Origin of the sequence: Nocardia brasiliensis IFM 10847 (assembly GCF_000710915.1) — a bacterium.
GTDB classification, from domain to species: domain Bacteria; phylum Actinomycetota; class Actinomycetes; order Mycobacteriales; family Mycobacteriaceae; genus Nocardia; species Nocardia brasiliensis_A.
On sequence record NZ_BAUA01000056.1, the window covers coordinates 1 to 23,971 of the forward strand.

At 67.9% G+C, this 23,971-nt stretch carries 22 protein-coding genes and 1 pseudogene; 8 read left to right on the forward strand and 15 right to left on the reverse strand.

Annotation, left to right across the window (positions count from 1 at the left end):
* Nucleotides 1-43 precede the first annotated feature (43 nt).
* The 12 genes from NBRGI_RS11825 to uraD form a co-directional block, all read right to left on the reverse strand.
* Nucleotides 44-916 carry an NAD(P)-dependent oxidoreductase gene (locus tag NBRGI_RS11825; protein ID WP_029895471.1) on the reverse strand — a complete coding sequence of 291 codons (873 nt, stop codon included), beginning with the start codon at nt 914-916 and terminating at the stop codon, nt 44-46.
* Between the two features lie 73 nt (nt 917-989).
* The gene (locus NBRGI_RS11830; RefSeq protein WP_029895473.1) at nt 990-1,793 is read right to left on the reverse strand and encodes a hydroxypyruvate isomerase family protein; all 804 of its coding nucleotides are present in this window, start codon (nt 1,791-1,793) and stop codon (nt 990-992) included.
* Nucleotides 1,790-2,170: an allophanate hydrolase-related protein gene (locus tag NBRGI_RS11835; RefSeq protein WP_029895475.1), complete on the reverse strand. Its 381-nt coding sequence runs from the start codon at nt 2,168-2,170 to the stop codon at nt 1,790-1,792. Before NBRGI_RS11835 ends, NBRGI_RS11830 begins: the two co-directional genes overlap by 4 nt.
* Before the next feature lie 145 nt (nt 2,171-2,315).
* Complete coding sequence (locus NBRGI_RS11840) at nt 2,316-3,383, reverse strand: XdhC family protein (RefSeq protein WP_029895477.1); 1,068 nt, start codon at nt 3,381-3,383, stop codon at nt 2,316-2,318.
* Between the two features lie 13 nt (nt 3,384-3,396).
* Nucleotides 3,397-4,839 carry an NCS2 family permease gene (locus NBRGI_RS11845; protein WP_029895479.1) on the reverse strand — a complete coding sequence of 481 codons (1,443 nt, stop codon included), beginning with the start codon at nt 4,837-4,839 and terminating at the stop codon, nt 3,397-3,399.
* A gap of 149 nt (nt 4,840-4,988) precedes the next feature.
* Entirely contained in the window at nt 4,989-7,322 is a 2,334-nt protein-coding gene (locus tag NBRGI_RS11850) for a xanthine dehydrogenase family protein molybdopterin-binding subunit (RefSeq protein WP_029895481.1), read from the reverse strand.
* Entirely contained in the window at nt 7,319-8,668 is a 1,350-nt protein-coding gene (locus NBRGI_RS11855; RefSeq protein WP_029895483.1) for an 8-oxoguanine deaminase, read from the reverse strand. Before NBRGI_RS11855 ends, NBRGI_RS11850 begins: the two co-directional genes overlap by 4 nt.
* Entirely contained in the window at nt 8,665-9,138 is a 474-nt protein-coding gene (locus tag NBRGI_RS11860; protein ID WP_029895485.1) for a (2Fe-2S)-binding protein, read from the reverse strand. The genes NBRGI_RS11855 and NBRGI_RS11860 overlap by 4 nt, the downstream gene beginning before the upstream one ends.
* Nucleotides 9,138-10,007 (reverse strand): FAD binding domain-containing protein, encoded by an 870-nt coding sequence (locus tag NBRGI_RS11865; RefSeq protein ID WP_029895488.1) that lies wholly within the window; start codon nt 10,005-10,007, stop codon nt 9,138-9,140. The genes NBRGI_RS11860 and NBRGI_RS11865 overlap by 1 nt, the downstream gene beginning before the upstream one ends.
* A 2-nt stretch (nt 10,008-10,009) precedes the next feature.
* A complete protein-coding gene (gene pucL / locus NBRGI_RS11870; RefSeq protein WP_029895490.1) occupies nt 10,010-10,885 on the reverse strand; it encodes a factor-independent urate hydroxylase in 876 nt (291 codons plus the stop codon).
* A 4-nt stretch (nt 10,886-10,889) separates the two neighbouring features.
* The gene (gene uraH, locus NBRGI_RS11875; protein ID WP_029895492.1) at nt 10,890-11,189 is read right to left on the reverse strand and encodes a hydroxyisourate hydrolase; all 300 of its coding nucleotides are present in this window, start codon (nt 11,187-11,189) and stop codon (nt 10,890-10,892) included.
* Complete coding sequence (gene uraD / locus NBRGI_RS11880) at nt 11,189-11,698, reverse strand: 2-oxo-4-hydroxy-4-carboxy-5-ureidoimidazoline decarboxylase (protein WP_029895494.1); 510 nt, start codon at nt 11,696-11,698, stop codon at nt 11,189-11,191. The genes uraH and uraD overlap by 1 nt, the downstream gene beginning before the upstream one ends.
* A gap of 162 nt (nt 11,699-11,860) precedes the next feature.
* Here uraD and NBRGI_RS11885 point away from each other — a divergent pair, with 162 nt between their 5' ends.
* Nucleotides 11,861-13,366 (forward strand): PucR family transcriptional regulator, encoded by a 1,506-nt coding sequence (locus NBRGI_RS11885; RefSeq protein ID WP_029895496.1) that lies wholly within the window; start codon nt 11,861-11,863, stop codon nt 13,364-13,366.
* Between the two features lie 60 nt (nt 13,367-13,426).
* Here NBRGI_RS11885 and NBRGI_RS11890 read toward each other — a convergent pair whose 3' ends face one another.
* A complete protein-coding gene (locus NBRGI_RS11890) occupies nt 13,427-13,966 on the reverse strand; it encodes a MarR family winged helix-turn-helix transcriptional regulator (protein ID WP_029895498.1) in 540 nt (179 codons plus the stop codon).
* A 77-nt stretch (nt 13,967-14,043) separates the two neighbouring features.
* Between NBRGI_RS11890 and NBRGI_RS11895 the strand changes: the two genes are divergently transcribed.
* From NBRGI_RS11895 to NBRGI_RS11905, 3 genes are all read left to right on the forward strand, one after another.
* A complete protein-coding gene (locus tag NBRGI_RS11895) occupies nt 14,044-14,763 on the forward strand; it encodes an SDR family NAD(P)-dependent oxidoreductase (RefSeq protein ID WP_029895500.1) in 720 nt (239 codons plus the stop codon).
* Between the two features lie 122 nt (nt 14,764-14,885).
* Nucleotides 14,886-15,818 carry a family 2A encapsulin nanocompartment shell protein gene (locus NBRGI_RS11900; protein WP_014984046.1) on the forward strand — a complete coding sequence of 311 codons (933 nt, stop codon included), beginning with the start codon at nt 14,886-14,888 and terminating at the stop codon, nt 15,816-15,818.
* Nucleotides 15,790-17,826, forward strand: a complete 2,037-nt coding sequence (locus NBRGI_RS11905; RefSeq protein WP_029895502.1) for a family 2A encapsulin nanocompartment cargo protein cysteine desulfurase — start codon at nt 15,790-15,792, stop codon at nt 17,824-17,826. The genes NBRGI_RS11900 and NBRGI_RS11905 overlap by 29 nt, the downstream gene beginning before the upstream one ends.
* Before the next feature lie 86 nt (nt 17,827-17,912).
* Here the strand turns inward: NBRGI_RS11905 and NBRGI_RS11910 are convergent, their stop codons facing one another.
* The gene (locus NBRGI_RS11910; protein WP_036558622.1) at nt 17,913-18,926 is read right to left on the reverse strand and encodes a polysaccharide deacetylase family protein; all 1,014 of its coding nucleotides are present in this window, start codon (nt 18,924-18,926) and stop codon (nt 17,913-17,915) included.
* A 204-nt stretch (nt 18,927-19,130) separates the two neighbouring features.
* Here NBRGI_RS11910 and NBRGI_RS11915 point away from each other — a divergent pair, with 204 nt between their 5' ends.
* Nucleotides 19,131-20,645: a putative glycoside hydrolase gene (locus tag NBRGI_RS11915; protein WP_051727675.1), complete on the forward strand. Its 1,515-nt coding sequence runs from the start codon at nt 19,131-19,133 to the stop codon at nt 20,643-20,645.
* A 21-nt stretch (nt 20,646-20,666) separates the two neighbouring features.
* Here NBRGI_RS11915 and NBRGI_RS11920 read toward each other — a convergent pair whose 3' ends face one another.
* Nucleotides 20,667-21,383 (reverse strand): SDR family NAD(P)-dependent oxidoreductase, encoded by a 717-nt coding sequence (locus tag NBRGI_RS11920; RefSeq protein ID WP_029895508.1) that lies wholly within the window; start codon nt 21,381-21,383, stop codon nt 20,667-20,669.
* Nucleotides 21,384-21,473: 90 nt separating this feature from the next.
* Here NBRGI_RS11920 and NBRGI_RS11925 point away from each other — a divergent pair, with 90 nt between their 5' ends.
* The 3 genes and pseudogenes from NBRGI_RS11925 to NBRGI_RS11935 all read left to right on the forward strand — a co-directional run.
* A complete protein-coding gene (locus NBRGI_RS11925; RefSeq protein WP_051727676.1) occupies nt 21,474-22,028 on the forward strand; it encodes a TetR/AcrR family transcriptional regulator in 555 nt (184 codons plus the stop codon).
* Nucleotides 22,029-22,057: 29 nt separating this feature from the next.
* The gene (locus NBRGI_RS11930) at nt 22,058-22,837 is read left to right on the forward strand and encodes an alpha/beta fold hydrolase (RefSeq protein WP_029895513.1); all 780 of its coding nucleotides are present in this window, start codon (nt 22,058-22,060) and stop codon (nt 22,835-22,837) included.
* 341 nt (nt 22,838-23,178) lie between these two features.
* A pseudogene (locus NBRGI_RS11935) lies at nt 23,179-23,971 on the forward strand (DNA-directed RNA polymerase subunit beta); the annotation flags it as partial.

A 23,971-nucleotide genomic window follows, 5' to 3' on the forward strand; every position in this document is an offset into this window, starting at 1 on the left:
ACCTCCTCGTTGTGCCGTGCGGCTCGCCCGCTCGTCACGGCGTTCATTCGCCCTTGCCCGACAGTGCTTCGGCCACCAGCAGCAGCCCGGAATGATCCAGCGAGCCATAGCCCATCGCCCTGGCCGCGGCGATCAACTGCGCGGTCAGCGCGCCCATCGGAATGGCGACCTCGGCCTCGCGCGCGGCCGCCTGGATGATGCCCATGTCCTTGTGGTGCAGGTCGATTCGGAAACCGGGGACGAAGTTGCGGGCCAACATGGTCTCGCGCTTGAGCTCGAGGATCTTGCTGCCCGCGAGCCCACCCGCCAGCACGTCCAGGCCCTTCGCCGCGTCCGCGCCGAGATTCTCCATCAGCAAGATGGCCTCGGCGACAAGGGCGTACGTCCCGCCGACCACGAGCTGGTTGGCCGCCTTGACACACTGCCCCGCGCCGTTGCCGCCGACCAATGCGAAGGTCTTGCCGAGCGCCTGGAAGATCGGTGTCGCCGCGTCGAAATCGGCCTGCGTGCCGCCGACCATGATGGACAGCGCCGCGTTGACCGCGCCGGCCTCGCCGCCGCTCACCGGCGCGTCGAGCACCCGCAGCCGGTTCTTCTTGCCCTCGGCCGCCGTCCATTTCGCCGTCTTCGGGGTGATCGTGGAGAAGTCGATGTACAGCGTGCCCGGCTCGGTGTGCGCGACGATATCGCCGAACACCTCTTCGATCTGCTCGTCCTGCGGCAGCATCGTGATCACGATGTCCTTGTCGCGCACCGCCTCCGCGACGCTGGCTGCGGCGGAACCGCCCGCTTCTTTGAGTTTCTCCAGCCCCTTGGGACCGATGTCGTAGCCGGTGACCGCGTGACCGGCCGCGACGAGGTGTCGCGCCATCGGGCTCCCCATGATCCCGAGGCCGATGAAACCAATACTGCTCATGCCTCCACCTCGCTGGCGCTCGGTTCCGTCATTCCCAAGGGCGCTGTGCCGATGATTCGATCGCTTCGCTCTCTCATGCCCTGATCCACTTCCAATCCAGCTCGGGGTCTTTGTATTCGAGGCCGATCCAGCCGTCGTAGCCTGCGGCGGCGAGGGTGGCGAAGAGGGTGGCGAAGTCGAGTTCGCCGGTGCCCGGCCTGCCGCGGCCGGGATCGTCGGCGATCTGCACGTGGCCGATGTGGCGTGCGTGGGTCTTGATCACCTCGAGCAGGTTCTCGTCCATCCGCGCCAGGTGGTACAGGTCGCAGAGGAAGCGCACATTCGGCTCGCCGGTCTGCTCGATCACGCGCACGGCGTGCTCGGCGCTGACGATCGGATACTGCGGCGACTCATGCGCGTTCAGCGCCTCGACCAGGACGGCGGCGTCGATCCGGGCGGCGGCGCGGGCGGCCAGGCGCAGATTCTCCAGCGCGAGCTCGTCCTGTCGCGCCGGATCCTCGCCCGCGATCCGGTTGCCGTACAACGCGTTCAGCGCACGGCACCCGGTGCGTTCGGCGAGACCTACGGCCACGTCGATGTTGTCCCGGAAGCGGGCGACCTCGCCGGGCACCGACACCAGTCCGCGACCCGCCGGAATCAGATCGATGAAATTCAACCCGACCAGCGCCACGCCGGCGTCCTCGAGCGCGCGTACGAAGGCGTCGATCTCTTTGTCGCCCGGCACCGGATTCTCGCCGAAGGGCCACCAGAATTCGACCGCGTCGAATCCTGCGGCCTTCGCCGCGGCGGGCCGTTGCAGCAGCGGCAGATCGGTGAAAAGAATAGAGCAGTTGACGTCGAATTTCGGGAGACCGGACTCCCCTGCGTAATGCTTCACTCAGCTCCTTCGCGATACTTCTTCCAGCTGCCGACGCGGGTGATATCGATCAGCTCCGGGTAGGACGTCGGCGGTTTGCGCAGCACCATGGACAGCACCGAACGCCCGTCGTCGAGTTCGATCGCGCCGAGCTCCAGTTCGGGCGGTTCCGCGGGCAGCAGGTGTTCCCGCAGCACGTCCATGGGCACGTCGAACAGCTCGCCGCTGATCGAGTGGCCGCCGTCGGCCGCCGGGTCCAGGCCGGGGAACCGGTCGCCCACCGAGAAGAACCGGTAGCGCGGCGCGGTTTTCGCCTCGCCGGCGAACGGCGCCCCGTGCAGCAGATGATTGAGCGGCCCTCCGCGCATGGCGGAACCGTTCAGAAAAATCAACGGCATGTTCGGGTCCTTTGTCTAGAATTTCACCAAGTATGCGGGCGTTGCCTATTCTTCGGATAGTCGAGATCAACCCGAAATCGGCCGATCATTCCGAAGCAGAATTTGTATGAAGCTCCAGCGCCGAAAGTATCGCGGCGCGGTGCGGTCACCAGGTGGGAATCAGGTCCCGGTGAATGGGTCCGCCGCTCGCGCGCAACGGCTGGGCCGATCCACCCCGGCGGACGGCGACGATCTCCGCGGCGATCGACACCGCGGTCTCCTCCGCGGTACGCCCGCCGAGATCGAGCCCGATCGGGGAATGCAGCGCGGACAGTTCGGTTTCCGACAGGCCGGCGGCCCGCAGACTCGCCATCCGATCCTCATGCGTGCGTCGTGATCCCATCGCGCCGACGTAGGCGACAGGCAGCCGTAATGCCAACTCCAGCAGCGGAATATCGAACTTCGCATCATGGGTCAGCACGCACAGCACGGTGCGCGCGTCGACCGTGGTGTGCCGCAGGTACCGGTCGGGCCAGTCCACCACGACCTCGTGGGCGTCCGGAAAGCGCGCCTCGGTGGCGAACACCGGACGGGCATCGCAGACGGTCACCCGATAGCCCAGGAAGCGACCGATCCGGGTGAGCGCCGCGGCGAAATCTATGGCACCGAAGACGATCATCCGCGGCGGCGGCACACAGGACTCCACGAACACGGTGACTTCCCGGTCACCGCAACCGATCACCCGCAGGCCGGTGCTGCCCGCGTCGAGCATCGCCCTGGCCTCGGCTGCGACCACCGGGTCGAAGGTGGCACCCAGCGTCCACCACGGGCCCAAAGCCATTGTCGCGCCGGAGTTCAGGTCACGAACCAGGGCCACCGGCTCGACCGAGCGCAACAGCGCCTCGATGGTGCCGAAGTCGGCCGGGGTGATCGGCTGCACGAACACTTCGATGGTGCCGCCGCAGGTGAGCCCGACGGCGAAGGCGTCGTCGTCGCTGTAGCCGAAGCTTTCGCGCACCGGCTGCCCGGTGCGCAGGACCTCGCGGCAGAGCTCGTACACCGCGCCCTCGACGCAGCCACCGGAAACACTGCCGATGACAACGCCTTCGGCGTCCACCGCGAGGGCGGCGCCGGGCGGTCGCGGCGCGCTGCCGCTGACGCCGATGACGGTGGCGACGGCATAGGACTTGCCCGCCGTGTGCCAGTGCAGGAGTTCTGTCGCGAGGTCACGCATGGTTGTCGCCGTTCTATCCGCCGAGCAGTAGTTCGATGGCCGAGATGCCGAAGTAGGCGGCGAACACCACGCCCACCACCCAGATGAGCCAATGGATTTCGCGGAACTTCCCGCGCGCCGCCTTGATCACCACGTAGGCGATGACACCCGCGCCGACCCCGTTGGTGATCGAGTACGTGAACGGCATCAGCACGATGGTCAGGAACGCGGGGACCGCGACCTCCAGATCGGACCAGTCGATCTTGCGGGCCTGGGTCATCATCAGCGCGCCGACCAGCACCAGCGCCGGGGCGGCCGCCTGAATCGGCACCACTGCGGCCAGTGGCGTGAAAAAGACTGCCAAGCAGAACAATCCACCGGTCACCACGCTGGTCAAGCCGGTACGAGCGCCCTCACCGACGCCCGTCGCGGACTCGACGTAGACGGTGTTGCCCGCCCCGCCACTGAGACCACCGATGATCTGGCCGACGCCGTCGACGGTCAGCACCTTGCCGAGGCCGGGCATGGTGCCCTTCTCGTCGAGCAGACCCGCCTCGTCACAGACACCGAATACGGTGCCCATGGCGTCGAAGAAGCCGGTGAGCACCAGCGTGAACAGCACGACGCCCGCGACCAGGCCTCCGGCCTCGGCGAATCCGCCGATCAGATCGATGTCGAACAGCAGACCGAAGTCCGGCGCGGCGAACAGCCCCTTGGGCGTCTCCGGCACGACCGGGCCCCAGGTCTTGGGATCGATCTTCGCCAGGGAGTTCACCCCGATGGCCAGCACCGTGGCGATGGCGATGCTGATCAGGATGGCGCCGGGCACCTTACGGATGAACAGCGCCAGCATGAGCAGCAGCCCGACCGCGAAAATCACTACGGGCCAACCGGAAAGGTGCCCGCCCACGCCGAGGGTCACCGGCGGTCCGGTCTGCGCGCCGTGCCCGACCACCCCGGCCGACACCAGCCCGATCATCGCGATGAACATGCCGATCCCGACGCCGATGGCGTTCTTGAGCGCGAGCGGGATGGCGTTGATGATCATCGTGCGCAACCCGGTGGCGGCCAGGATCACGATGATCACGCCCATCAGCACCACCAGGCCCATGGCTTGCGGCCAGGTCATGTGCGGGGCCGCCTGGAAGGCGACCACCGGCACCACACCGAGCCCCGCGGCCAGCGCCAGCGGTACGTTGCCGACCAGGCCCATCAGAATGGTGCTCAGCCCCGCGGAAAACGCGGTGGCGGTGGTGAGTTGCGCGATGCTGAGGGTGTTGCCGTCGACGTCCTGGACCCCGCCGATGATCAGCGGGACGAGCAGGATAACGTAGGCCATCGCGACGAAAGTGGTGATACCGCCGCGGATCTCGCGCGAGACCGAAGTCTTGCGGTCACTCAACCGGAAGAAGCGGTCGAGCGCGGACCTTCCGGTGGCCGGCTCCGGTACGGAGGAGTGGGTCTGTACTTGGGTCATGGCGTGCCCTCCTCGGGGCATGGCCGACCTACGATCCGGCTGCGTCGCCGGATCGCGTGGTTCGGTTTGCTGTTGTGGGACCTGTGCTGTGTTGTCCACGCCGGCAACGGGACTCCGTCGCCGGCGCGGACGAGCACCGCCCCTGTTGATCAACTGCTCCGGATGATGTCTTCCGGACGCACCGGCACTCGGTTGATGTGCACGGTTCCTCCCGCCGAGCGGCACGCGTCCCGTATGGCGGCGACGATCGCGGGAGTCGAGGAGAGCGTGGGTGGCTCTCCGGCGCCGCGCAGCCCGTATGGGGCGTGCGGGTCGGCGTTTTCGAGAATCTCGAGCCGCTGTGGCGGCGAGTCGAGAATCGTGGGAATCAGGTAGTCGGTGAACGAAGGGTTGAGCACCTTGCCGTCGCGGACCTGGATCTCCTCCATGACCGCGAGGCCGAGCCCCTGTGCGGAACCGCCGTGGATCTGGCCCTCCAGCGAGAGCCGGTTCATGATCTTGCCGACGTCCTGGACCGCGTCCAGCGCAACCACTTTGACCAGGCCGAGTTCGGTATCGACGTCCACTACCGCGCGGTGCACGCACAGGGCCAGCTGGGTGTGGCTGTCCCCCTGTCCGGTGACCGGATCCATGCCGGTGGTCGGCTTGTGGTGGTACTTCCTGGTCTCCTCGATGACTTCGTCGCCGAGCAGATCGACGATCGCGGCGAACACCTCACCGGTCCCCGACACCACCTTGCCGCCGACCAGTCGCAGGCCGCGGGTGGCGCCGAAACGTCCTTGGGCGAGGGCGAGTACGCGCATGCGCACCGCCTCACACGCGGCCTTCACCGCGCCACCGGTCATGTAGGTCTGCCGGGAGGCCGACGAGGAGCCCGCGCTGTCGATCTGGTTGTCGGCGGGGTGAATGGTCACCTTCTCGATGCCGAGTTCGGTCCGCGCGATCTGGGCTTCGACCGTGACCAGTCCCTGTCCTACTTCGGCGGCGGCGGTGTGCACCAGCGCGACGGGTTCGCCGCCGATCACCTCGAGGCGTACCCGCGCGGTCGAGTAGTCGTCGAAACCCTCGGAGAAGCAGATGTTCTTGATGCCGACGCCGTAGCCGACGCCGCGCACGACGCCTTCACCGTGCGTGGTCTGCGAGGCCCCGCCGGGCAGGTTCCGGATGTCGGTCGCGTCCAGCGGCGCGGGCAGCGGCATGTCGCGCAACTGCCCGAGCATCTCGGCCATCGGCATCGGCGCGTGCACCACCTGACCGGTCGCCAGCTTGGAGCCCTGCGACACCGCGTTCACCTGACGGACGTACACCGGGTCGAGGTCGAGCGCCTGCGCCAGCTTGTCCATCATCGACTCGTGTGCGAAACAGGCCTGCACCGCACCGAATCCGCGCATCGCACCGCACGGCGGATTGTTGGTGTACACGCCGTAGGCATCGATCTTGATGTGCGGAACCTCGTAGGGTCCCAACGCCAGTGAGGACGCGTTGCCGGTGACGTTGAGCGTGGCGGAGGTGTAGGCGCCGCCGTCGAGCACGATCCGCACCTCGGCGAAGACGATCTTGCCCGCGCGGGTGGCGCCGTACTCGTAGCGCAGCTGCGCCGGATGCCGGTGCACGTGCCCGAAGAACGACTCCTCGCGGTTGTACACCATCTTGATCGGCTTACCGGTGTAGAGCGCGAGCATGCCGGCGTGGATCTGCATCGAAATGTCTTCGCGGCCACCGAAAGCGCCGCCGACGCCGGCCATGGTCATCCGGATCTGGTCCGGGGACAGGTCCAGACAGGGACCGATCTGATCGAGATCGTTGTGCATCCACTGGGTGGCCACGTAGAAATCGAGCCCGCCGTCCTCGCCCGGCGCGACCAGCCCGGCCTCCGGGCCGAGGAACGCCTGATCCTGGATGCCGACCTCGTATTCGCCGGTCACCACGACATCGGACATGGCACGGCCGACCGCGATATCGCCGACCCGGACCGGCTGATGCCGGGCGATACCGCCCCGCTCCTGCACCTTGTTGGCCTCGGGGTCGGCGACCACCGCGAGCGGATCGATGATGGGGGTCAGCACCTCCCATTCGATGACGATCGCTTCGACTGCGCGCCGGGCGATCTCGGGATGATCGGCGGCGACCAACGCGATCGGCTCACCGTGGTGGCGCACCTCGTCGAAGGCGAGAACCGGTTGGTCCCAGGTCATGTCGAGGCCGTAACACTTGCGGCCGGGCACATCCTCGTGGGTGAGCACCGCGTGCACGCCGGGCAACGCGAGCGCCGCGCTGATGTCCACGCCGAGGATGCGCGCCCGCGGGTGCGGACTGCGCAGCGTGGCGCCCCACAGCATGCCGTCCATCCACATGTCCGAGGCATAGGCGAACTCGCCCTTGACCTTCAGCGTGCCGTCGGGCCGCAGCGGGCTCTCGCCGATACCGCCCTTGCCGGGCGCGGCGACCTCACCCGGGAAGCGGGTGCTCCGCACCGCGGTCATCGTGCTTCCTCCCGTTCCAACAGCCGCTTGCGCGCGGCGGCGCCGGCCCGGCCGACCGCGTCGTGCGACACGGTGCGCAGTTCGTCGTCGGCCACGACGGTCCGGCCGCCGACGAACAATCGCGCCAGCGGCGGTGTCGGGCCGAACACCAGGGTGCACACGGGATCGGTTACCGCGGCACGGAAGCCGTCCACCCGCCACATCGCGATATCGGCGAGCTTGCCGACCTCGAGGCTGCCGATCTCCCGCTGCCGCCCGAGATTGCGGGCACCGCCCAGGGTGCCGATCTCCAGGGCCTGGCGTGCGGTGAGCGCGGTGGGACCGTGTACGGCGCGCTGGAACAGCATGGCCTGGCGCAACTCTCCCGCCATCGAGGTCAGTTCGCTGGAGGCCGCGCCGTCCACGCCCAGGCCGACGGTCGCGCCGGCCCGCAAAAGCTCGCAGACGCGGGCGATTCCGGCGCCGAGCCGGGCATTGGAGCTGGGGCAGTGCGCGGATCCGGTGCCGGTCTCGGCGAAGCGCCGGATATCCGCGTCGTGCAGGTGCACCGCGTGCGCGAACCAGACGTCGTCACCGAGCCAGCCGAGCTTGTCCATGTATTCCACCGGCGTGCAACCCATCTGCTCGCGGCAGTGCACTTCCTCGTCCAGCGTCTCGGCGAGGTGGGTGTGCAGCCGCACGCCCTTGGTGCGGGCCAGCAGGGCGGCGTCGGTCATCAGGCCCTCGCTCACCGAGAACGGCGAGCACGGCGCGACCGCGACCCGCAGCATAGAGTCGAACGACGGATCGTGGTACTTGTCAATGGTTTCCGCGGTGTTCAGCAGGATCTCGTCGCGATCCTCCACCACCTCGTCCGGCGGCAGGCCGCCCGCGGACTGCCCGCGGTCCATCGAGCCGCGGCAGGGATGGAAGCGCAGACCGATCTCGTGTGCCGCGCGGACCTCGGCGTCGAACAGATCGCCGCGGCCCTTGGGAAACACGTAGTGGTGGTCGCTGCTGGTGGTGCAGCCGGTCAGGGCGAGCCAGCCCAGCCCCGCCGACGCCGCGCCGTAGACCACTTCCGCGTCCATGCCCGCCCAGGTGCGGTAGAGCCCGGTGAGCCATTCGAACAGCGTGGCATCCTGGTACAGCCCCTGGGTCGCCCACTGGTAGAGGTGGTGGTGGGTGTTGACCAGGCCGGGGGTGACCAGGCACCCGGTGCCGTCGACCCGCTGCGCGTCCGGCACGGCCGGCGCGGGACCGGCGCCGAGCGCCTCGATCCGGCCGCCGGCGATCACCAGGTAGCCGGACGGGATCTCCGGACCGACCACCGGTGCAAGGTAGGCGTTTTCGATGATCGTCTTCATCGGGCCGCCGCTTTCCGCTGCGCCGCGAGCCGCACGGCGTCCAGGATCTTCTCGTAACCGGTGCAGCGGCACAGGTTTCCGGCCAGGGCCTCGCGGATCTCCACATCGGACGGATCCGGGTTGTGCTCGATCAGATCGTGCGCCTGCACGATGAGACCCGGTGTGCAGAAACCGCATTGCACCGCCCCGGCCTCGACGAACGCCTGCTGCATCGGATCCAGCTTCGCACCGTCGGCCAGCCCCTCCACGGTACGCACCGAGCGGCCCTCGGCCTGCCCGGCCGCCACCAGGCAGGAGCAGACCGGCGTACCGTCCAAATAGACCGTGCACGAACCGCATTCGCCTTGCTCGCAGGCATTCTTGGAGCCGGGCAGGCCCATCCGCTCGCGCAGCAGGTAGAGCAGGCTCTCGCCCTCCCACACGTCGTCCACGGTCTCCCGCGAGCCGTTCACATCGAAGGTCACGCGCATCAGGCCGCCTTCCTTTCTGTCAGATAGTCCGTCCAGGCCCAGCCCAGGGTGCGGCGGGCCAGCACCGAGAGGGCGTGTTTGCGGTAGTCCGCGGTGCCGCGGACGTCATCGATCGGCTTCGCGGCGGCCGCGACGAGCGCACCGAATTCGCGCAGCACGCTTTCACTCAGCGGCGTCGCCTGCTGCCACGGCAACTGGGTCGCCAGGAACTCCTCGGCCGACCCGGCGCGCAGCGGTGTCGGACCGGACGATCCGATGCCGGTGCGGACCGTCGCGCTGCCGGGGTACAGCGCGATCGCGAACGAGCACACCGCGATCACCATCGCGTTGCGCGTGCCGACCTTCGAAAAGTACTGCGGCCCTTCGGCGGGCGGCAACCAGATCGCCCGGATCAACTCGTCCGGCTCGAGCGCGGTCTTGCGCACCCAGATGTAGAAGTCGTCGATCGGGATCATCCGGGTGCCCCGCGCCGCGGACTCGACCTCGACGACCGCGTCCCCGGCGAGCAGCGCGGGATGGGCGTCACCGGCCGGGGACGCCCCGCCCAGATTGCCGCCGACCGTGCCGCGATTGCGGATCTGCGGCGAGCCGACGGTGCGCGAGGCCTGCGCCAGCCCGGGCAACTGCTTGCCGAGCCGATTGATGATCTTGACGTACGGCACACCGGAACCGATCCGGATCCGGCCGTCGATCTCCTTGTGGTCGAACAGTTCTCGGCACGGGTTGAGATCGAGCAGGGCATTCGGCCTGCCCTTGTCGAAGTTGAGTTCGACCATCATGTCGGTGCCGCCCTGAATGGGCACCGCGTCCGGTCGATCGGCCTTGATGGCCAGGGCATCCGCCCAGCTGCTCGGTCGCAAGAAATCCATCGTCACTCCCACGCCGGGCCCGCGGCCGGCGCGTCCTCGCGCAGGACCGTGCCCTCGATCAGGCCGTAGGGGCGGTCGGCGGCGTAGAACACCTCGTTGTCGTTGGTCAGGCCGAACGCGGACAGATCGACCACGAAGTGATGTTTGTTCGGCAGCGACAGCCGCACCTCGCCGATCTCCGGGCAGGCGGCGAGTACCCGCTCGCCCATCGCGTACAGCGTCTGCTGCAACGAGTAGCTGTAGGTCTCGGCGAACGCCGCCAGCAGGGCGCCGCGCGCCTCGCGGTAGGTCTTGTCCCAGTCACTCGGCTCAGCGGTGAAGCGCCACTCCGCGTTGACCTCGGTGGCCAGGATGCGGTCGTAGGCTTCCTGCAAGGTGGTGTACTTGTCCTTGATATAGCCGTGGAACTCCGAACCGGTGGAATTGAGCACCACCAGGCCCTGCAAACCCGCTACCACCCAGGTCTTCTCGCCGTCGTGGTGCACCCGCGCGATGCGGGTCTCCTGACCCGAGCGGACGAACGAGTGCTGATCGTCGCCGGGATTGCGCACGATCCGCTCCCAGGCGTATTCCTCGACGCTGACCCGCGCGTGGTGGATGGTCGGCTGCGAGCCGACGAAATGCTGTGCCAGCAGCACACCGAACGCCTCGGGCGAGGTGATCCCGTGCTCCTTGGCGAAGGCGAAGACGGTGTTCTTCTGCGTGTCCGTCGGCAGGACCGCGCCGTTGTCGCCGGTGAGGTGCACGTCGTCCATGTCGCCGGACAGGGCCACACCGACATTGAGATCGCGGATCTCGTGCACGCCACCGTTTTTCGTCACGCCGACGACGTGGGTCTCCGCCTTGCCGTATCGGTTCGGCCCGAGCTTGATCGACATTGTTTCAGCTACCTCGATAGGTGGAGTAGGAATACGGACTGAGCAGCAGCGGCACGTGGTAGTGCGCTGCCGGGTCGGCGACGGTGAAGTCGATCGCGACCGTGGGATAGAACGGGCTGATCTGGCCCGTCTCGAAAATCAGCCGGTGCGTGCCGGTTCCGGGTGCGGGCAGGTCCTTGACGCGGCCGTCGTCGTCGGTGCGCCGTTCGGCGAGCACCGTGCCGTGCGCGTCCGAGAGCCGGACCAGCATCCCCGCGGCGGGGCGGCCGGTGACCGCGTTGAGCACGTGCGTGGACAGACTCACTACTCCCCCAGCAGCTTTCGCACCCGCAGCCGGGTGATGTCGGCAAGCTCGCTCTGCACCTTTATCCGCTCATCGAGCACCGAATTGTCCAGTCGCAGCCGCAATTCGGCGAGGATCTCGGTGGCGGTGCGGCCGGTGGCACGGATCAGGAAGACGTGACCGAAGCGCGCTTCGTAGGCGAGATTGCCCGCGGCGAGCTCGGCCCGCACGGCGGCGTCGGCGGTCGCGGCATCGGACTGTTCCCCGCGCGACCAGCTCGCCTCCCGCTCGGACAGTTCGGCCTTGGCGCGGTCACCGATGCGCGGATGCGCCGCGAGCGCCTCCTCGACATCCGGCCAACTCAGCTCGCACACCGTGGCGACGGCCGCGGCGACGAGGCTCGCGGTGTCGGCGTAGGGCCGGGCCGCCGCGACCTTGTGCGCCCACTGCCGGGACGCACAGCAGGTCAGCAGTTCCTGTTCGACCCGGTCCGGAGGCAACGAGTTTAGCCATCCGATGTCGCCTGCCATCTGACCTCCTGTAGGGGATTGCCGATCTGTTCCGCAAGTACACCCGCCGAGGAACGCCGCAGCCAGAAACGAGAAATCTGAACTGTGCGCCAGTTCACACCGAAGTCTTTGTGTGAATGTCCAAGGGCATTCACCAGGGGGTTGACTGTTAGCCTTCGCACCGTGCGCCTCAGATCCCTGCTGACCATGGCGGACCTCGGGCTCGAGCTCGTCACCGGCGAGGAGGAGCTGGACCGGTTCGTCCGCTGGGTGGTGACCACCGACATGCTCGACCCCGGTCGCTACCTGTCCGGTGGGGAACTCGTCCTCACCGGCATGCAGTGGCGCCACGAGCCGGCCGACAGCGAGGTGTTCGTCCGCGCGCTCGCCCAGGCGGGCGTGGCCGGGCTGGCCGCGGGCGACGCCCGCTACGGCGGTGCGCCCCCGGACGTGGTCGAGGCCTGTCGCAAGCATCGGATCCCGCTGTTCCGGGTCCCGGAGAACATCGCGTTCGCCCAGGTCACCGAGCAGATCACGCGCAATCTGTCGACCGGGCGCGCCGCGGACCTGACCGCGATCCTGGACCGGCACCGCCAGCTCGTCTCGGGCGCCGGGCTCGGCTCGGTGCTCGAGTTGATCGAACGCGATCTCGGCATGCGCTGCTGGGTGGTCTCCTCGACCGGCCGGGCGGTGGCCGGGCCCGCGACCGCACCACCGCCCGAGGTGACCACCGCATTCCTCAGCGCCCGCCGCCTGCCGTCGGCGTTCCGGCCGGCGAGCGGACGGTTTTCCCTGTTCGCGGTGGACGAGCACCGCACGTCGCGGGCGGCCGACTGGTTCCTCGTGTTCGAGGGCGACTACACCGAGTGGCCGGAGGAGCGTCGCGCGCTGGCCGGTGAGTTGGCCGCGGTCGTCTCGCTGGAACGCGCCCGCCAGGACGACCGGCAGAGCGCCGAGGGACGGCTCGCCCAGGAACTGATCGAGCTGATCGTCTCCGACGCCAAGCCCGCGGAGATCATCTCCCGCCTCGAGCTCACCGGACTCGGACCGGCGGAGACCTATATCGCCGTCGCCGCGGCCGCCGACGACACCTTGCGACCCGGGGAATTACGCGTCTTGTTGCGCGAAATACTTTACGGCAGAAGGCCGGCCGCGGGTGTGGTGGACGGCGAGGCGATCGCGCTCATCCCCGCCGGGCCGGACAGTCCGGTCATCGACGAAATCAACCGCGCGGTCACGGCTTTGGAGCCGGGCCTGGGCGGCAGCCGACTATCCATCGGCGTCAGCGGCGTGGTCGACGGCGAGGGCCTGCGCGGTGCGGTGGAGGAGGCGCGCTACGCGCGCCGGATGGCGGCGGGTCGCTTGCAACCGGCCAGCGTCGTGGGCCACGACGAGCTGGCCACCCACATGCTGTTGCTCGCCTCGGTCCCCGACGAGGTCCGCCGCATGTTCCGGCTGCGCCTGCTCGATCCGCTCACCACCTACGACCAGGACAATCGCGCCGACCTCGTGCACACGCTGGAGACGTTCCTCGAGGTGTCGGGCTCGTGGACCAAATGCGCCGACCTCCTGCACGTGCACGTGAACACCCTGCGCTACCGCATCCAGCGCATCGAAGAACTCACCGGGCGCGATCTGTCCCGCCTGGAAGACCGCGTCGACTTCTTCCTGGCGCTCGCGCTGCGCTGAGCACCGGCATCGCCGGAGTGCTCGAAACATGCTGCGACCGTCGCCGATTCGACCGAAGGCTCAAACCTCGGGTCCGCCCACCTGGGTGATCTTGTGCGTACCGAGGCGGGTCATCAGATCCTGGTGCAGCAGCCGCAGCAGCTCGGTCAGATCGGATTGCTGGGCGCGGGTGAGACCGGAGAGCAGCTCCGACTCCCGGCCGAGGACCTGGTCGACCAGCCGTTCGACCAAAGCATGTCCGGCGGCGGTCAATTCGACGACCACCCCGCGCGAGCCGTCGTCGAGCGGGGCGCGGGTCACCAGGCCTTCGGTTTCGGCCCGCGCGACGCGCTGGGAGATCGCGCCCGCGGTGAGCATCGTCTGCTCCTTGAGCTGCCGGGTGGTCAATCGGTAGGGCGCGCCGCTGCGGCGCAGCACGCTGAGCAGATCGAGGGTGGCCGTGTCGACCCCCTCGGCGGCCAGCACCCGGCGGCGATCGTCACCGAATGTCTTGGCCAACTGCCAGATTCGGGTCACCACCCCGATGCCGTCGACCGGCGTGCCCGGCCGCTCCCGCTGCCACGCCAACGCGATCGCGTCGACCGGATCATAGGGATCCATGCGCACCTCCTGGTTGCGTTTAGCCCTAAACGAGAGCTACGGTTTAGATCTAAACGTACCCGATAGGAGAGATGGACATGCCACGCAACATTGTGGTGACCGGTGGCGCGACCGGAATCGGCCGGGCGATCGCCGCGGCCTTCGCGACCGCGGGCGACGCCGTGGTGATCACCGGACGACGCGCCGAGGCGCTACGCGCGACCGCCACCGAACTCGGCGTCACCGACCGGGTCTGCGACGCCACCGATCCCGCACAGATCGAAGCCCTGCGCACCGCACTGCCCGAACGGATCGACGTCCTGGTCAACAACGCGGGCGGCAACACCGACTTCGATCAGGACTCCCCCACCGACCTGGCCGCCGTGGCCGCCGCCTGGCGCGCGAACCTGGACGCGAACCTGATCAGCGCGGTGCTGATGACCACGGCACTGCGCGACCGCCTGACCGTGGGCGGGACCGTGATCAACATCGGGTCCATCGCCGCGGACAAGGGGGCGGGCGCGTACGGCGCGGCCAAGGCCGGTCTCGCCTCGTGGAATATGCAACTGTCCGCCGAACTCGGCCCCCGGGGCATCACCGCGAACGTCATCGCCCCCGGCTACATCGCCGACACCGAGTTCTTCCGCGACCGGCTGACCGAGCAACGCCGCGCTGCGCTGATCGCCGCCACCCACACTGGACGGCCCGGCCTCCCCGATGACATCGCTTCCGCGGCAACCTATCTCGCCTCGCCGGGCGCACGCCAGCTGACCGGTCAGGTGTTGGCGGTCAACGGCGGCGAGCGCACGAGCCGGTGAGCGGCCGCCGCCCGCGGCGCGCGGAGCGAGGCGGCGAATAGGGTCTATCCGGGCAACGGGCGCGGCAGGGTCTAGCATGGGCGGGCTGGTAACGGTGGATTTGCCGATCCCAAGGTGGTTCGATGACTAAAGCTGTTCCACAGCCGGTGGCGTTGGGCGATGAAGCGGCCCGCACACTGGCGAACGCCACGAAGACCGTGCCGCAGATGGAGTCGATCACTCCTCGGTGGCTGGTCCATCTGTTGAACTGGGTACCCGTCGAAGCCGGTATCTACCGACGTAACCGGGTTACGCACGAACAAACCGTCGATATTCAGTGCGACAACTTCGACGAGTCTCCACTGCCGGAGACCTTCATCGACTACGAGCGGGACCCGCGCGAGTACCGGCTCAAGGCCGTGCACACCATCCTCGATGTGCACACGCGCGTCTCCGATCTGTATTCGAGCCCGCACGATCAGATAGCTCAGCAGTTGCGCTTGACCATCGAAGCGATCAAGGAGCACCAAGAGGGCGAGCTGATCAACAGCCCGGACTACGGTCTGATCGCCAACACGGCCAAGAAGCAACGGCTCTCGACGATCGCCGGCCCGCCGACGCCCGACGACCTCGACAATCTGATCACCAGGGTCTGGAAGGAGCCCGGCTTCTTCCTGACCCACCCGCAGGGCATCGCCGCGTTCGGGCGGGAATGCACCCGGCGCGGTGTGCCGCCGCCGACCGTGAGCATGTTCGGATCCCAGTTCCTGACCTGGCGCGGGATCCCGATCATTCCGTCGGACAAGGTTCCGGTGGAACGCGGTAAGACCAAGTTCCTGCTGATCCGCACCGGCGAGGCCCGCCAGGGCGTGGTCGGCCTGTACCAGCCGGGGCTGGCGGGCGAACAGGGGCCGGGCCTTTCGGTGAAGTTCATGGGTATCGATCGCAGCGCGATCGCGTCGTATCTGGTGTCGCTGTACTGCTCGTTGGCCATCCTGACCGACGATGCGGTGGCAGTGCTCGACGGAGCCGAGGTGGGCAAGTTCCATGACTACGCACCGACCTACCGGAGCTGACGTCTCGCGCCCAGCGGACGACGGTGGCGCCGGGTGGCTGCTGCCGGACGAGGCGACGCTGAATCGTCTTGCCGGCGAATTCTTCTCGGCGCTGCCGTCGGCGTCGGCGGGCCTGCCCGCCGCACCGGCGGGCGCGAGCGTGGCACAGCCGGACTTCCCGACGTCGCCGCCGAATGTACCCGCGCCCTCGCCGGTGCCGACGGCGACCTCCCTTGGCTCGCCGGGGTTTTCGGGTGCCTCGCACCCGGGCGCGCATCCGCCGGTGACGCCGGCGGGTACGTCGGGCGTGACCGGCGCCGGACGCGAAGCACCGGGTACCTACGTCCCCGGTGTGTCCGGCGTCGAAGTGCCGTCGAGTCCTGCTCCCCCTGCTGTAGCGACATCGGATACGGCGCAGGAGGTTTCGAATAGCGCGCCGCCCGGCGGTCGCACTCCGGAACCGTCCGTGCCGGGCGCGGCGTCCGCGGCGACACCGAGACCCGCCGGCGCTGCGACGCCAGGTGGGGCCACCCTTGACCCGCATGTACCGACCTGGGGCAGCGACGTCCCGATGTCGGATGCGGCCGGGCGCTCGTCGAGTTCGGCGGTGGACCCCGCGGCTGTCCACAGCGATCCGTTCCTCACCGCGCTGCCCTCGCTACGGGAAGTGCTGTCGCCGCAGCGTTTTCCCGAGACCACGCGGCAACCGTCGACGGCGCCGAGCTTCTATTTCCTGGAGCCGACTGCGGCGGCACCGGTCTCGAGCGGTATCGCGCCGAACCGTTTTCCCGCCGCGCACCCACCGTTCGACGTACACGCGGTGCGCAACGATTTCCCGATCCTGCGGGAGCAGGTGAACGGCCATCCGCTGGTCTGGTTCGACAACGCCGCGACCACCCAGAAGCCGCGGGCGGTGATCGAGCGCATCGCGCGCTTCTACGAACACGAGAACTCCAATATCCACCGCGCCGCACACGAATTGGCGGCGCGCTCCACCGATGCCTACGAACAGGCCCGCGACCTCGTGGCTCGGTTCATCGGCGCGGCTTCGGCCGAGGAGATCATCTTCGTCCGCGGCGCGACCGAGGGCATCAACCTGATCGCACAGACCTGGGGCCGCAAGAATCTGCGCGCGGGCGACGAGATCGTCATCTCCCATCTCGAACACCACGCGAACATCGTGCCCTGGCAGATGCTGGCGGCCGAGACCGGCGCCCAGCTGCGCGTCATCCCGGTCGACGACAACGGTGAGCTGCTGCTCGGCGAATACACCCGGCTGCTCTCCGATCGCACCAAACTCGTTTCGGTGACCCACGTCTCGAATGCGCTCGGCACCATCACACCGGTGCGCGAGATCGTCGCCGAGGCGCAGCGCGCGGGTGCGGTCACGCTCGTCGACGGCGCGCAATCGGTGCCGCACGCCGCCATCGATGTGCGCTCGATCGGCGCGGATTTCTTCGTGTTCTCCGGCCACAAGGTCTTCGGCCCCACCGGAATCGGCGTGGTCTACGGGAAATCCGAGGTACTGCAGGACGTACCGCCGTGGCAGGGCGGGGGCAACATGATCAGCGACGTGACCCTGGAACGTTCGCTGTTCCAGCCGCCCCCGGGGCGATTCGAGGCGGGCACCGGAAATATCGCCGACGCGGTCGGTCTCGGTGCCGCGATCGAGTACGTCCAGCGCCTCGGTATGGACGCCATCGCCGGCTACGAGCACAGTCTGCTCGAGTACGCGACGCCGCGGGTCGCCGCGGTGCCCGGTGTCCGGCTGGTCGGCACCGCCGCGGCGAAGGCGAGCGTGCTCTCCTTCGTCATGGCGGGTTATGAGCCGATCGAGGTCGGTAAAGCCTTGAACGAGAAGGGCATCGCGGTCCGGGCCGGTCACCACTGCGCCCAGCCCATCCTGCGACGCCTGGGCCTGGAGGCGACGGTGCGCCCGTCGTTCGCTTTTTACAACACCTGTGCGGAGATCGACCGGATGGTCGCCGCGCTCGAAGAACTGGCGGTGCGCACACCTCGCTCACGCTGAGTGCTCGACCTTCGATCGGCACCGAGGCAGCAGGGATGATCCCCCCGGCTGCCTCGGTGTTTCGCATGGAGCAGGACCGGCCGCGATCAATAGGACTGCGCCCGATCTGACCAATGTGCGTTCAACTCGCCGGACAAGCCTGCCGGAAAAATGATCTTGATCGGGTTACCGTCCGAGGTGTAACGCTGGTCGGGGTGCTCGGCAAGCCGGTCGAGCCAATACGTCGAGTCGAAGGCGACCGGCTCTCTGCCCGAACGGATTCGCGGCACCGCGGTGCGGTCGATGGAACCGAACGGGGACGGAGCGGGCTCGGCGCCGACCAGCATGACGGAGTCGAAGGCGTAACGGGTACCTGCCCAGTCGCCCGCGACGGCCAGGGCGCGGTCGGCCGGGTAGATCCCGAGCGGCAACGCCATGGTGCGCACCGGAGCGGGCGTCGCGGCCGTGATCGCGCGGACGTTCTCGGCCAGTTCGCGCTGCACGCCGGCGCCGTCGAGCTGACCGAGGTTCGCGTGGGCGGCGGTGTGGGCGCCGATTTCGTAGCCGTGCGCCGCGAGCCAGGGCAGCGCGCGCTCGTCGCCCGCGAAGGGTTCGTTGTTGACGTAAAAGGTTGCGGTAGGAGCGAAGTCGGGATGCTCGGCGCGAAACTGCTCGAGGATGCCGAGCGCGGTGTCGGGTGCGGGCTGCCCGTTGTCGGTGAACGAGACCTGACTCAGGGTCGAATCGTCGAAGGTGAGGACCACGGGATGGGTGCCTGCGGGGATATCGATGGCACCGGAGACAAAGGCCGACGCGGTCACCGGCCGGTAGTTCTCCCGGTACAGCCGATCGAGCTCGGCCCGGAACTTGGCCGGGGTCTGGTCGTAGTCGCTGACCGGCGCCGCGGACAGCTGGTGATACATCAGGATCGGCACGACGCCGAGTTCGTTCGCCTGCACCGCAACGGGATCGGGCACCGGTGCACCGGCGGACCCGGCGTCCGTCGTCGCGCTGACCCGCTGGTCGCCGACGGCGGATTCCGCCGCGGTACATCCCGTGCCTGCCGCGAACAACAATGCCGACAACATAACTCGAACACCGATCGTTGTGCTCTTCGCCATCGGCCCAACGCTACGCGAACTCGCCGATTTTCCCGTGGAGGACATTGACCGAAAGTAATCGCGACAGTGCGGCACAGCCGGGATAGTAGAAACATCTTCGAACGAAAGTTGGTGTGCGCGTTGCTCGAATGGGTCCGCCTTACAGGACACCGACGGTTGACGGCAGTAATTGTTACCGCAGCCTTATCGATTCTCGTCGCTTCTGTGACCATCAGCTCGGTCCGGGCCGAACCCACCGGTTTGACGGTGACCGGTGTGCCCGCAGGCCCGATCGGCGCGACCGCGTTGTCCGCCTTGGCATTGCGAGTGGACGCGCGCGATCACGATCCGGGCGCCATGCGATTGGAGCTGGACGGCGAGCCGGTCACCGGACAGGTCGAGGGCAATTCCGTGGTGTACAGACCGGAGAGACTAACCAGTGGGGGGCACAGATTCACCGCTGAAATCCCGGCCGGCGGCGCGTTCGGTTTCCTGCGGACGGGCCCGGGGGCGACCGAGACCTTCACCGTGGACAACGAAGCACCCGTGCTCGAGGTGAGCCAACCGGCGAACGTGACGTCCTACCGGCAGCCGGTCACTGTGCGCGGCAAAGCCCAAGGCGCGGAGCGGGTGTCGATCGGTAGTCAGACCGCGACCCCCGCGGCCGACGGAACATTCGAGATCCCCCTCCCGCGCGCGCCGATCGGCGCGCGCGTGGTCGCGGTCGATCTCGCGGGCAACGAAACCGCCCAGCCGATCACCACGACCATGGAGACGGCGCCGATCCGGGCGGTCCACGTCACCGCACACGCGTGGTCGCACGAGGGACTGCGCGAGGACGTGCTGAACCTGGCCCGCGACGGCCGGATCGACACGGTCCAGCTCGATATCAAGGACGAGGACGGCGTCGTCGGCTACGACTCCCAGGTGCCGCTCGCCCGCGAGTCCGGCGCCGTCGAGGCGATCTACGACGCACCCGCCGCATTGCGGCAACTGCACGACATGGGCCTGCACGTGGTCGGCCGCATCGTCGCGTTCCGCGACAGCCGGATGGCCGAATGGGCCTGGCACGCAGGGCATCGGGACTGGGTCATCCAGAACCCCGGCGGCGAACCCTACGCGAGCAAATACGGGCCGATCGCGTTCACCAATTTCGCCAGCCCCGAAATGCGCCGATACAACATCGATCTCGCCGTCGAGGCGGCGAAACTCGGCTTCGACGGCATCATGTACGACTACATCCGCCGCCCCGACGGCGACCTCTCGCAGATGGTGTTCCCCGGTTCCACCGAGTCCCCGAGCATTTCGATCGCCGAGTTCCTGCGCGAAAGCCGCGATCCCGTGCGCGACGCGGGCGCCGATCAGAGCGCCGCCGTCTTCGGCATCGCCTCGACCCGTCCGGACCAGATCGCGCAGGACATTCCGCGCATGGCCCGGCACGTCGACTACCTCGCGCCGATGCTGTATCCGTCGCATTGGAACGCGGGTGAGTACGGCGTCGCGAATCCCAACTCCCAGCCCTACGACATCGTGTTCCGCTCACTGCAGGACTTCCGCGCCCAGGCCCACGGCACCGGCGCGAAAATCGTGCCCTGGCTCCAGGATTTCAGCCTCGGCGTGAACTACGGCCCGCACGAGGTGCAGGCGCAGATCGATGCGTCCCGCGATGCGGGCGTCCACGGTTTCTTCCTCTGGAGCCCGACGGTGCGATACCACATGGCGGGCGCGGCTCCCGCCTGAGTTTCCTTGGCGCGTCCGGGGTCACCCGCTGAACACGTCGAACACCTCTTCGGCCCGGTCCCGGGCGCGGTACATGTCCCAGGCCTTGTCGGCGAGTTCGTCGGGGTCGAGGGTGTGGCCCGCCGCGTCGCCGAAATGCCCGGGAGCCGCGGTGACCATGGCGTGGATGTCACCGCGCTCGATCAGGCCGCCGATGGTCAGGGTACCCGCGTAGACACCGCGGTCGGCGAGGCCGGCGTGCAACGTGACCGCGTAGTTGCGCAGCGCGGCCGAGGCCAAGGCCAGCTGGCCGAGCATCGGCATCGGCAGCACGCTGGAGAGCCCGCCCGCGAACAGCAGTCCGCCGCAACCGCGTTCGAGCATGCCCGGCAGGACCTCGCGCACCAGCTCCAGCGCGGGCCAGACCAGTTCGAAGCCGGATTGCGCGGTCGCCACGTCTATTTCGGTGATGTCGGCGAGCGGGGCGGCGGGCTGGGTCGTCGCAGGCCCGTAGTAGGCCACTTCCACCTCCCCGCCGATGGCCGCGAGCGCGGACTTCAGCTGGGCGGGATCGGTGATGTCGGCAGCCTGGGCCGTGGCATCGATCCCCTGCGCGGCAAGGTCTTTCAAATACTGCTCGTGCCGATCCGGGCTGCGCGAGATCAGCGCGACCCGGAAACCTTCGCGGCCGAAGCGCGCGGCCATCGACATGCCGAGGCCGGGTCCGGCGCCGACGATCACCGCTGTTGCTGGGGACATCTCTCTCTCCTTCTAAATCTTGAGGGGCTCCTCATTTTCAGAAGGTAGCACGAAATCGAGGAGCCCCTCGATTTTTGTAGGATGGTTCCCATGACCAGACCGCTGCGCCGTGACGCGGCCCGCAACCGCGAGAAGCTGCTGCGCGAGGCCGCCGATGTGTTCACCGAGCAGGGCCTGGACGGTTCCCTGGAGGAGATCGCGCGTCGCGCCGGAGTGAGCATCGGCACGCTGTACAACCACTTCCCGCACCGGGACGCGCTGATCGAAGCGCTGCTACCGCCCCGTTTGGCGGCGCTGGACGAGCTCGCCGTCCGCGCGGCGGCCGAGCCGGACGCCTGGACCGCACTCGCCGGATTCCTCGAAGATCTGCTCGGCCAGATGACCACCGACCGCGGCCTGCTCGAGGCTCTCACTCGCGATCACCCCGCCGCCGACCAGCTGGCCGCGGCCTGCCATCGCGGCATGTCGCACTTGGCCACTCTGCTGGAACGGGCCCGGCGCGAGGGCGTGCTGCGCGCGGACGCGAGCGACGAGGACGTGACGAATCTGGTGTGGGCACTGTCGTTGCTCGGCGAGGCCACCGGCTCCCCCGCCTGGCGGCGCTGCCTGGAATTCGTGTTCGACGGCCTGCGTTCGAGCAAGTAGACCGAAGCCCTCGCGAAAGGATCAGTACTGTGCCGCATGCCAAGGCCGCCGACGGCGTTCGCCTCGCGTATCAGACCGCAGGCGCCGGCACACCGCTGGTCTTGCTCGCCGGACAGGCCAACAACCACCACTGGTGGGACGGGATTCGCACGGACTTCGAAACCCGGTATCGCACCGTCACCCTCGATTGGCGCGGCACCGGGGACAGTGACAAACCCGACGAGCCGTACAGCACAGCGGGTTTCGCCGAGGACGTGGTCGCCGTGCTCGACGATCTCGGGATCGATCAGGCGGCGGTGTACGGCACGTCGATGGGCGGGCGGGTCGGCCAGTGGCTGGCGGCCCGGCATCCGGATCGAGTGCGCGCACTGGTGCTCGGCTGCACGTCACCGGGTGGCAGGCACAGCGTCGAACGCGGCCCCGAGATCAGGCAGTCACTCATCCAGCCCGATGCGAGCGCGGCCCGGCAGGCGCTGCTGGAGTTGATGTACACACCGCAGTGGCTGGCGCGCACGCCCGGCCCGTTCACTACGCTCGGCGACCCCGAGATGCCCGCCTACGCCAAGCGCAGGCACCTGGTCGCGAGCAACAAGCACAACGCGTGGGAGGTGCTGCCGCAGATCCGCACGTCGACGCTGGTGGTGCACGGTACCGAGGACCGGTTCAATCCCGTGGCGAATGCGCCGCTGCTGGCCGAGCGGATCCCGCACGCGAGCATGCGGCTGATCCCCGGCGCTCGGCACGCCTACTTCGATGAGTTCCGCGAGGTGGCGAGCCCGCTCGTGCTGGATTTCCTCGACGCGGCCTGAACCCCGAACATACCGACCCCCGCTTCCCTCTTCAGGATATCCAATTAACCTACTAATTGTCAAAACCTTGACTTCATAAGTACCGCGGAGTTAATCTATAAATGCGGGAAACATTCGAAACGGATTCGATCCGGGCAAATAAATTCGAATGCCTATTGCGTTGCCGGAAAGCTGCGAGTAATTTGAAGCGTTGCGCAGGCCGCCTCCTGTCCGGACTCTCGAATCAAACAGCAGTGAGTATCACCGTTCGCCGTGATGCTCACTTCCTTGCTGATGCGTGAGCTCTGTCCGCAGGCGCGCACGTGCAATTCGTCAGCAGCGAAGTCCCGAAAGGACGCACCGTGCCCGTATCGCCCCAGACCGACGCCGATCACGCCGTGGCCGTTGCCGCTATCCCCGGAGCGCCGCACCGGGTGTCTTTCGCCAGAGTGCAAGAACCCATCGATGTGCCCAAGCTGCTCGACCTGCAAACCGATTCGTTCGGCTGGCTGATCGGCGCATCGGACTGGCGTGCCAGGGCGCTCGCACGCGGCGAAACCGAACCGGTCGGCGGACTCGAGGAGATACTCGCGGAACTGTCGCCGATCGAGGACTTCTCCGGCTCGATGTCCCTGTCTTTCTCTGATCCTCGGTTCGAAGAGGTCAAGGCCTCGATCGACGAGTGCAAAGACAAGGACATGACCTACGCGGCGCCGCTGTTCGTCACCGCGGAGTTCATCAACAACAACACCGGTGAGATCAAGAGCCAGACGGTCTTCATGGGTGATTTCCCGATGATGACCGACAAGGGCACGTTCATCATCAACGGCACCGAGCGCGTCGTCGTCTCACAGCTGACCCGCTCGCCCGGAGTTTATTTCGATCAATCCGTGGACAAGACCACCGACAAGAATCTGTACAGCGCGCGCGTCATCCCGTCCCGTGGCGCGTGGCTGGAGTTCGATATCGACAAGCGCGACACCGTCGGCGTCCGCATCGACCGCAAGCGCCGCCAGCCCGTCACGGTGCTGCTGAAGGCGCTCGGCTGGAGTCCGGAACAGATCGCCGAGCGGTTCGGCTTCTCCGAGGTCATGCTGTCGACGCTGGCGAAGGACCACACGAACGGCGCCGACGAGGCGCTACTGGACATCCATC

Excerpts from the sequence above, each read along its gene's own strand:
- NBRGI_RS11825 (WP_029895471.1), bottom strand. The coding sequence starts at position 916 with ATGAGCAGTATTGGTTTCATCGGCCTCGGGATCATGGGGAGCCCGATG.
- NBRGI_RS11835 (WP_029895475.1), bottom strand. The coding sequence starts at position 2,170 with ATGCCGTTGATTTTTCTGAACGGTTCCGCCATGCGCGGAGGGCCGCTC.
- NBRGI_RS11840 (WP_029895477.1), bottom strand. The coding sequence starts at position 3,383 with ATGCGTGACCTCGCGACAGAACTCCTGCACTGGCACACGGCGGGCAAG.
- NBRGI_RS11845 (WP_029895479.1), bottom strand. The coding sequence starts at position 4,839 with ATGACCCAAGTACAGACCCACTCCTCCGTACCGGAGCCGGCCACCGGA.
- NBRGI_RS11850 (WP_029895481.1), bottom strand. The coding sequence starts at position 7,322 with ATGACCGCGGTGCGGAGCACCCGCTTCCCGGGTGAGGTCGCCGCGCCC.
- NBRGI_RS11855 (WP_029895483.1), bottom strand. The coding sequence starts at position 8,668 with ATGAAGACGATCATCGAAAACGCCTACCTTGCACCGGTGGTCGGTCCG.
- NBRGI_RS11860 (WP_029895485.1), bottom strand. The coding sequence starts at position 9,138 with ATGCGCGTGACCTTCGATGTGAACGGCTCGCGGGAGACCGTGGACGAC.
- NBRGI_RS11865 (WP_029895488.1), bottom strand. The coding sequence starts at position 10,007 with ATGGATTTCTTGCGACCGAGCAGCTGGGCGGATGCCCTGGCCATCAAG.
- pucL (WP_029895490.1), bottom strand. The coding sequence starts at position 10,885 with ATGTCGATCAAGCTCGGGCCGAACCGATACGGCAAGGCGGAGACCCAC.
- uraD (WP_029895494.1), bottom strand. The coding sequence starts at position 11,698 with ATGGCAGGCGACATCGGATGGCTAAACTCGTTGCCTCCGGACCGGGTC.
- NBRGI_RS11890 (WP_029895498.1), bottom strand. The coding sequence starts at position 13,966 with ATGGATCCCTATGATCCGGTCGACGCGATCGCGTTGGCGTGGCAGCGG.
- NBRGI_RS11895 (WP_029895500.1), top strand. The coding sequence starts at position 14,044 with ATGCCACGCAACATTGTGGTGACCGGTGGCGCGACCGGAATCGGCCGG.
- NBRGI_RS11900 (WP_014984046.1), top strand. The coding sequence starts at position 14,886 with ATGACTAAAGCTGTTCCACAGCCGGTGGCGTTGGGCGATGAAGCGGCC.
- NBRGI_RS11905 (WP_029895502.1), top strand. The coding sequence starts at position 15,790 with ATGACTACGCACCGACCTACCGGAGCTGACGTCTCGCGCCCAGCGGAC.
- NBRGI_RS11910 (WP_036558622.1), bottom strand. The coding sequence starts at position 18,926 with ATGGCGAAGAGCACAACGATCGGTGTTCGAGTTATGTTGTCGGCATTG.
- NBRGI_RS11920 (WP_029895508.1), bottom strand. The coding sequence starts at position 21,383 with ATGTCCCCAGCAACAGCGGTGATCGTCGGCGCCGGACCCGGCCTCGGC.
- NBRGI_RS11925 (WP_051727676.1), top strand. The coding sequence starts at position 21,474 with ATGACCAGACCGCTGCGCCGTGACGCGGCCCGCAACCGCGAGAAGCTG.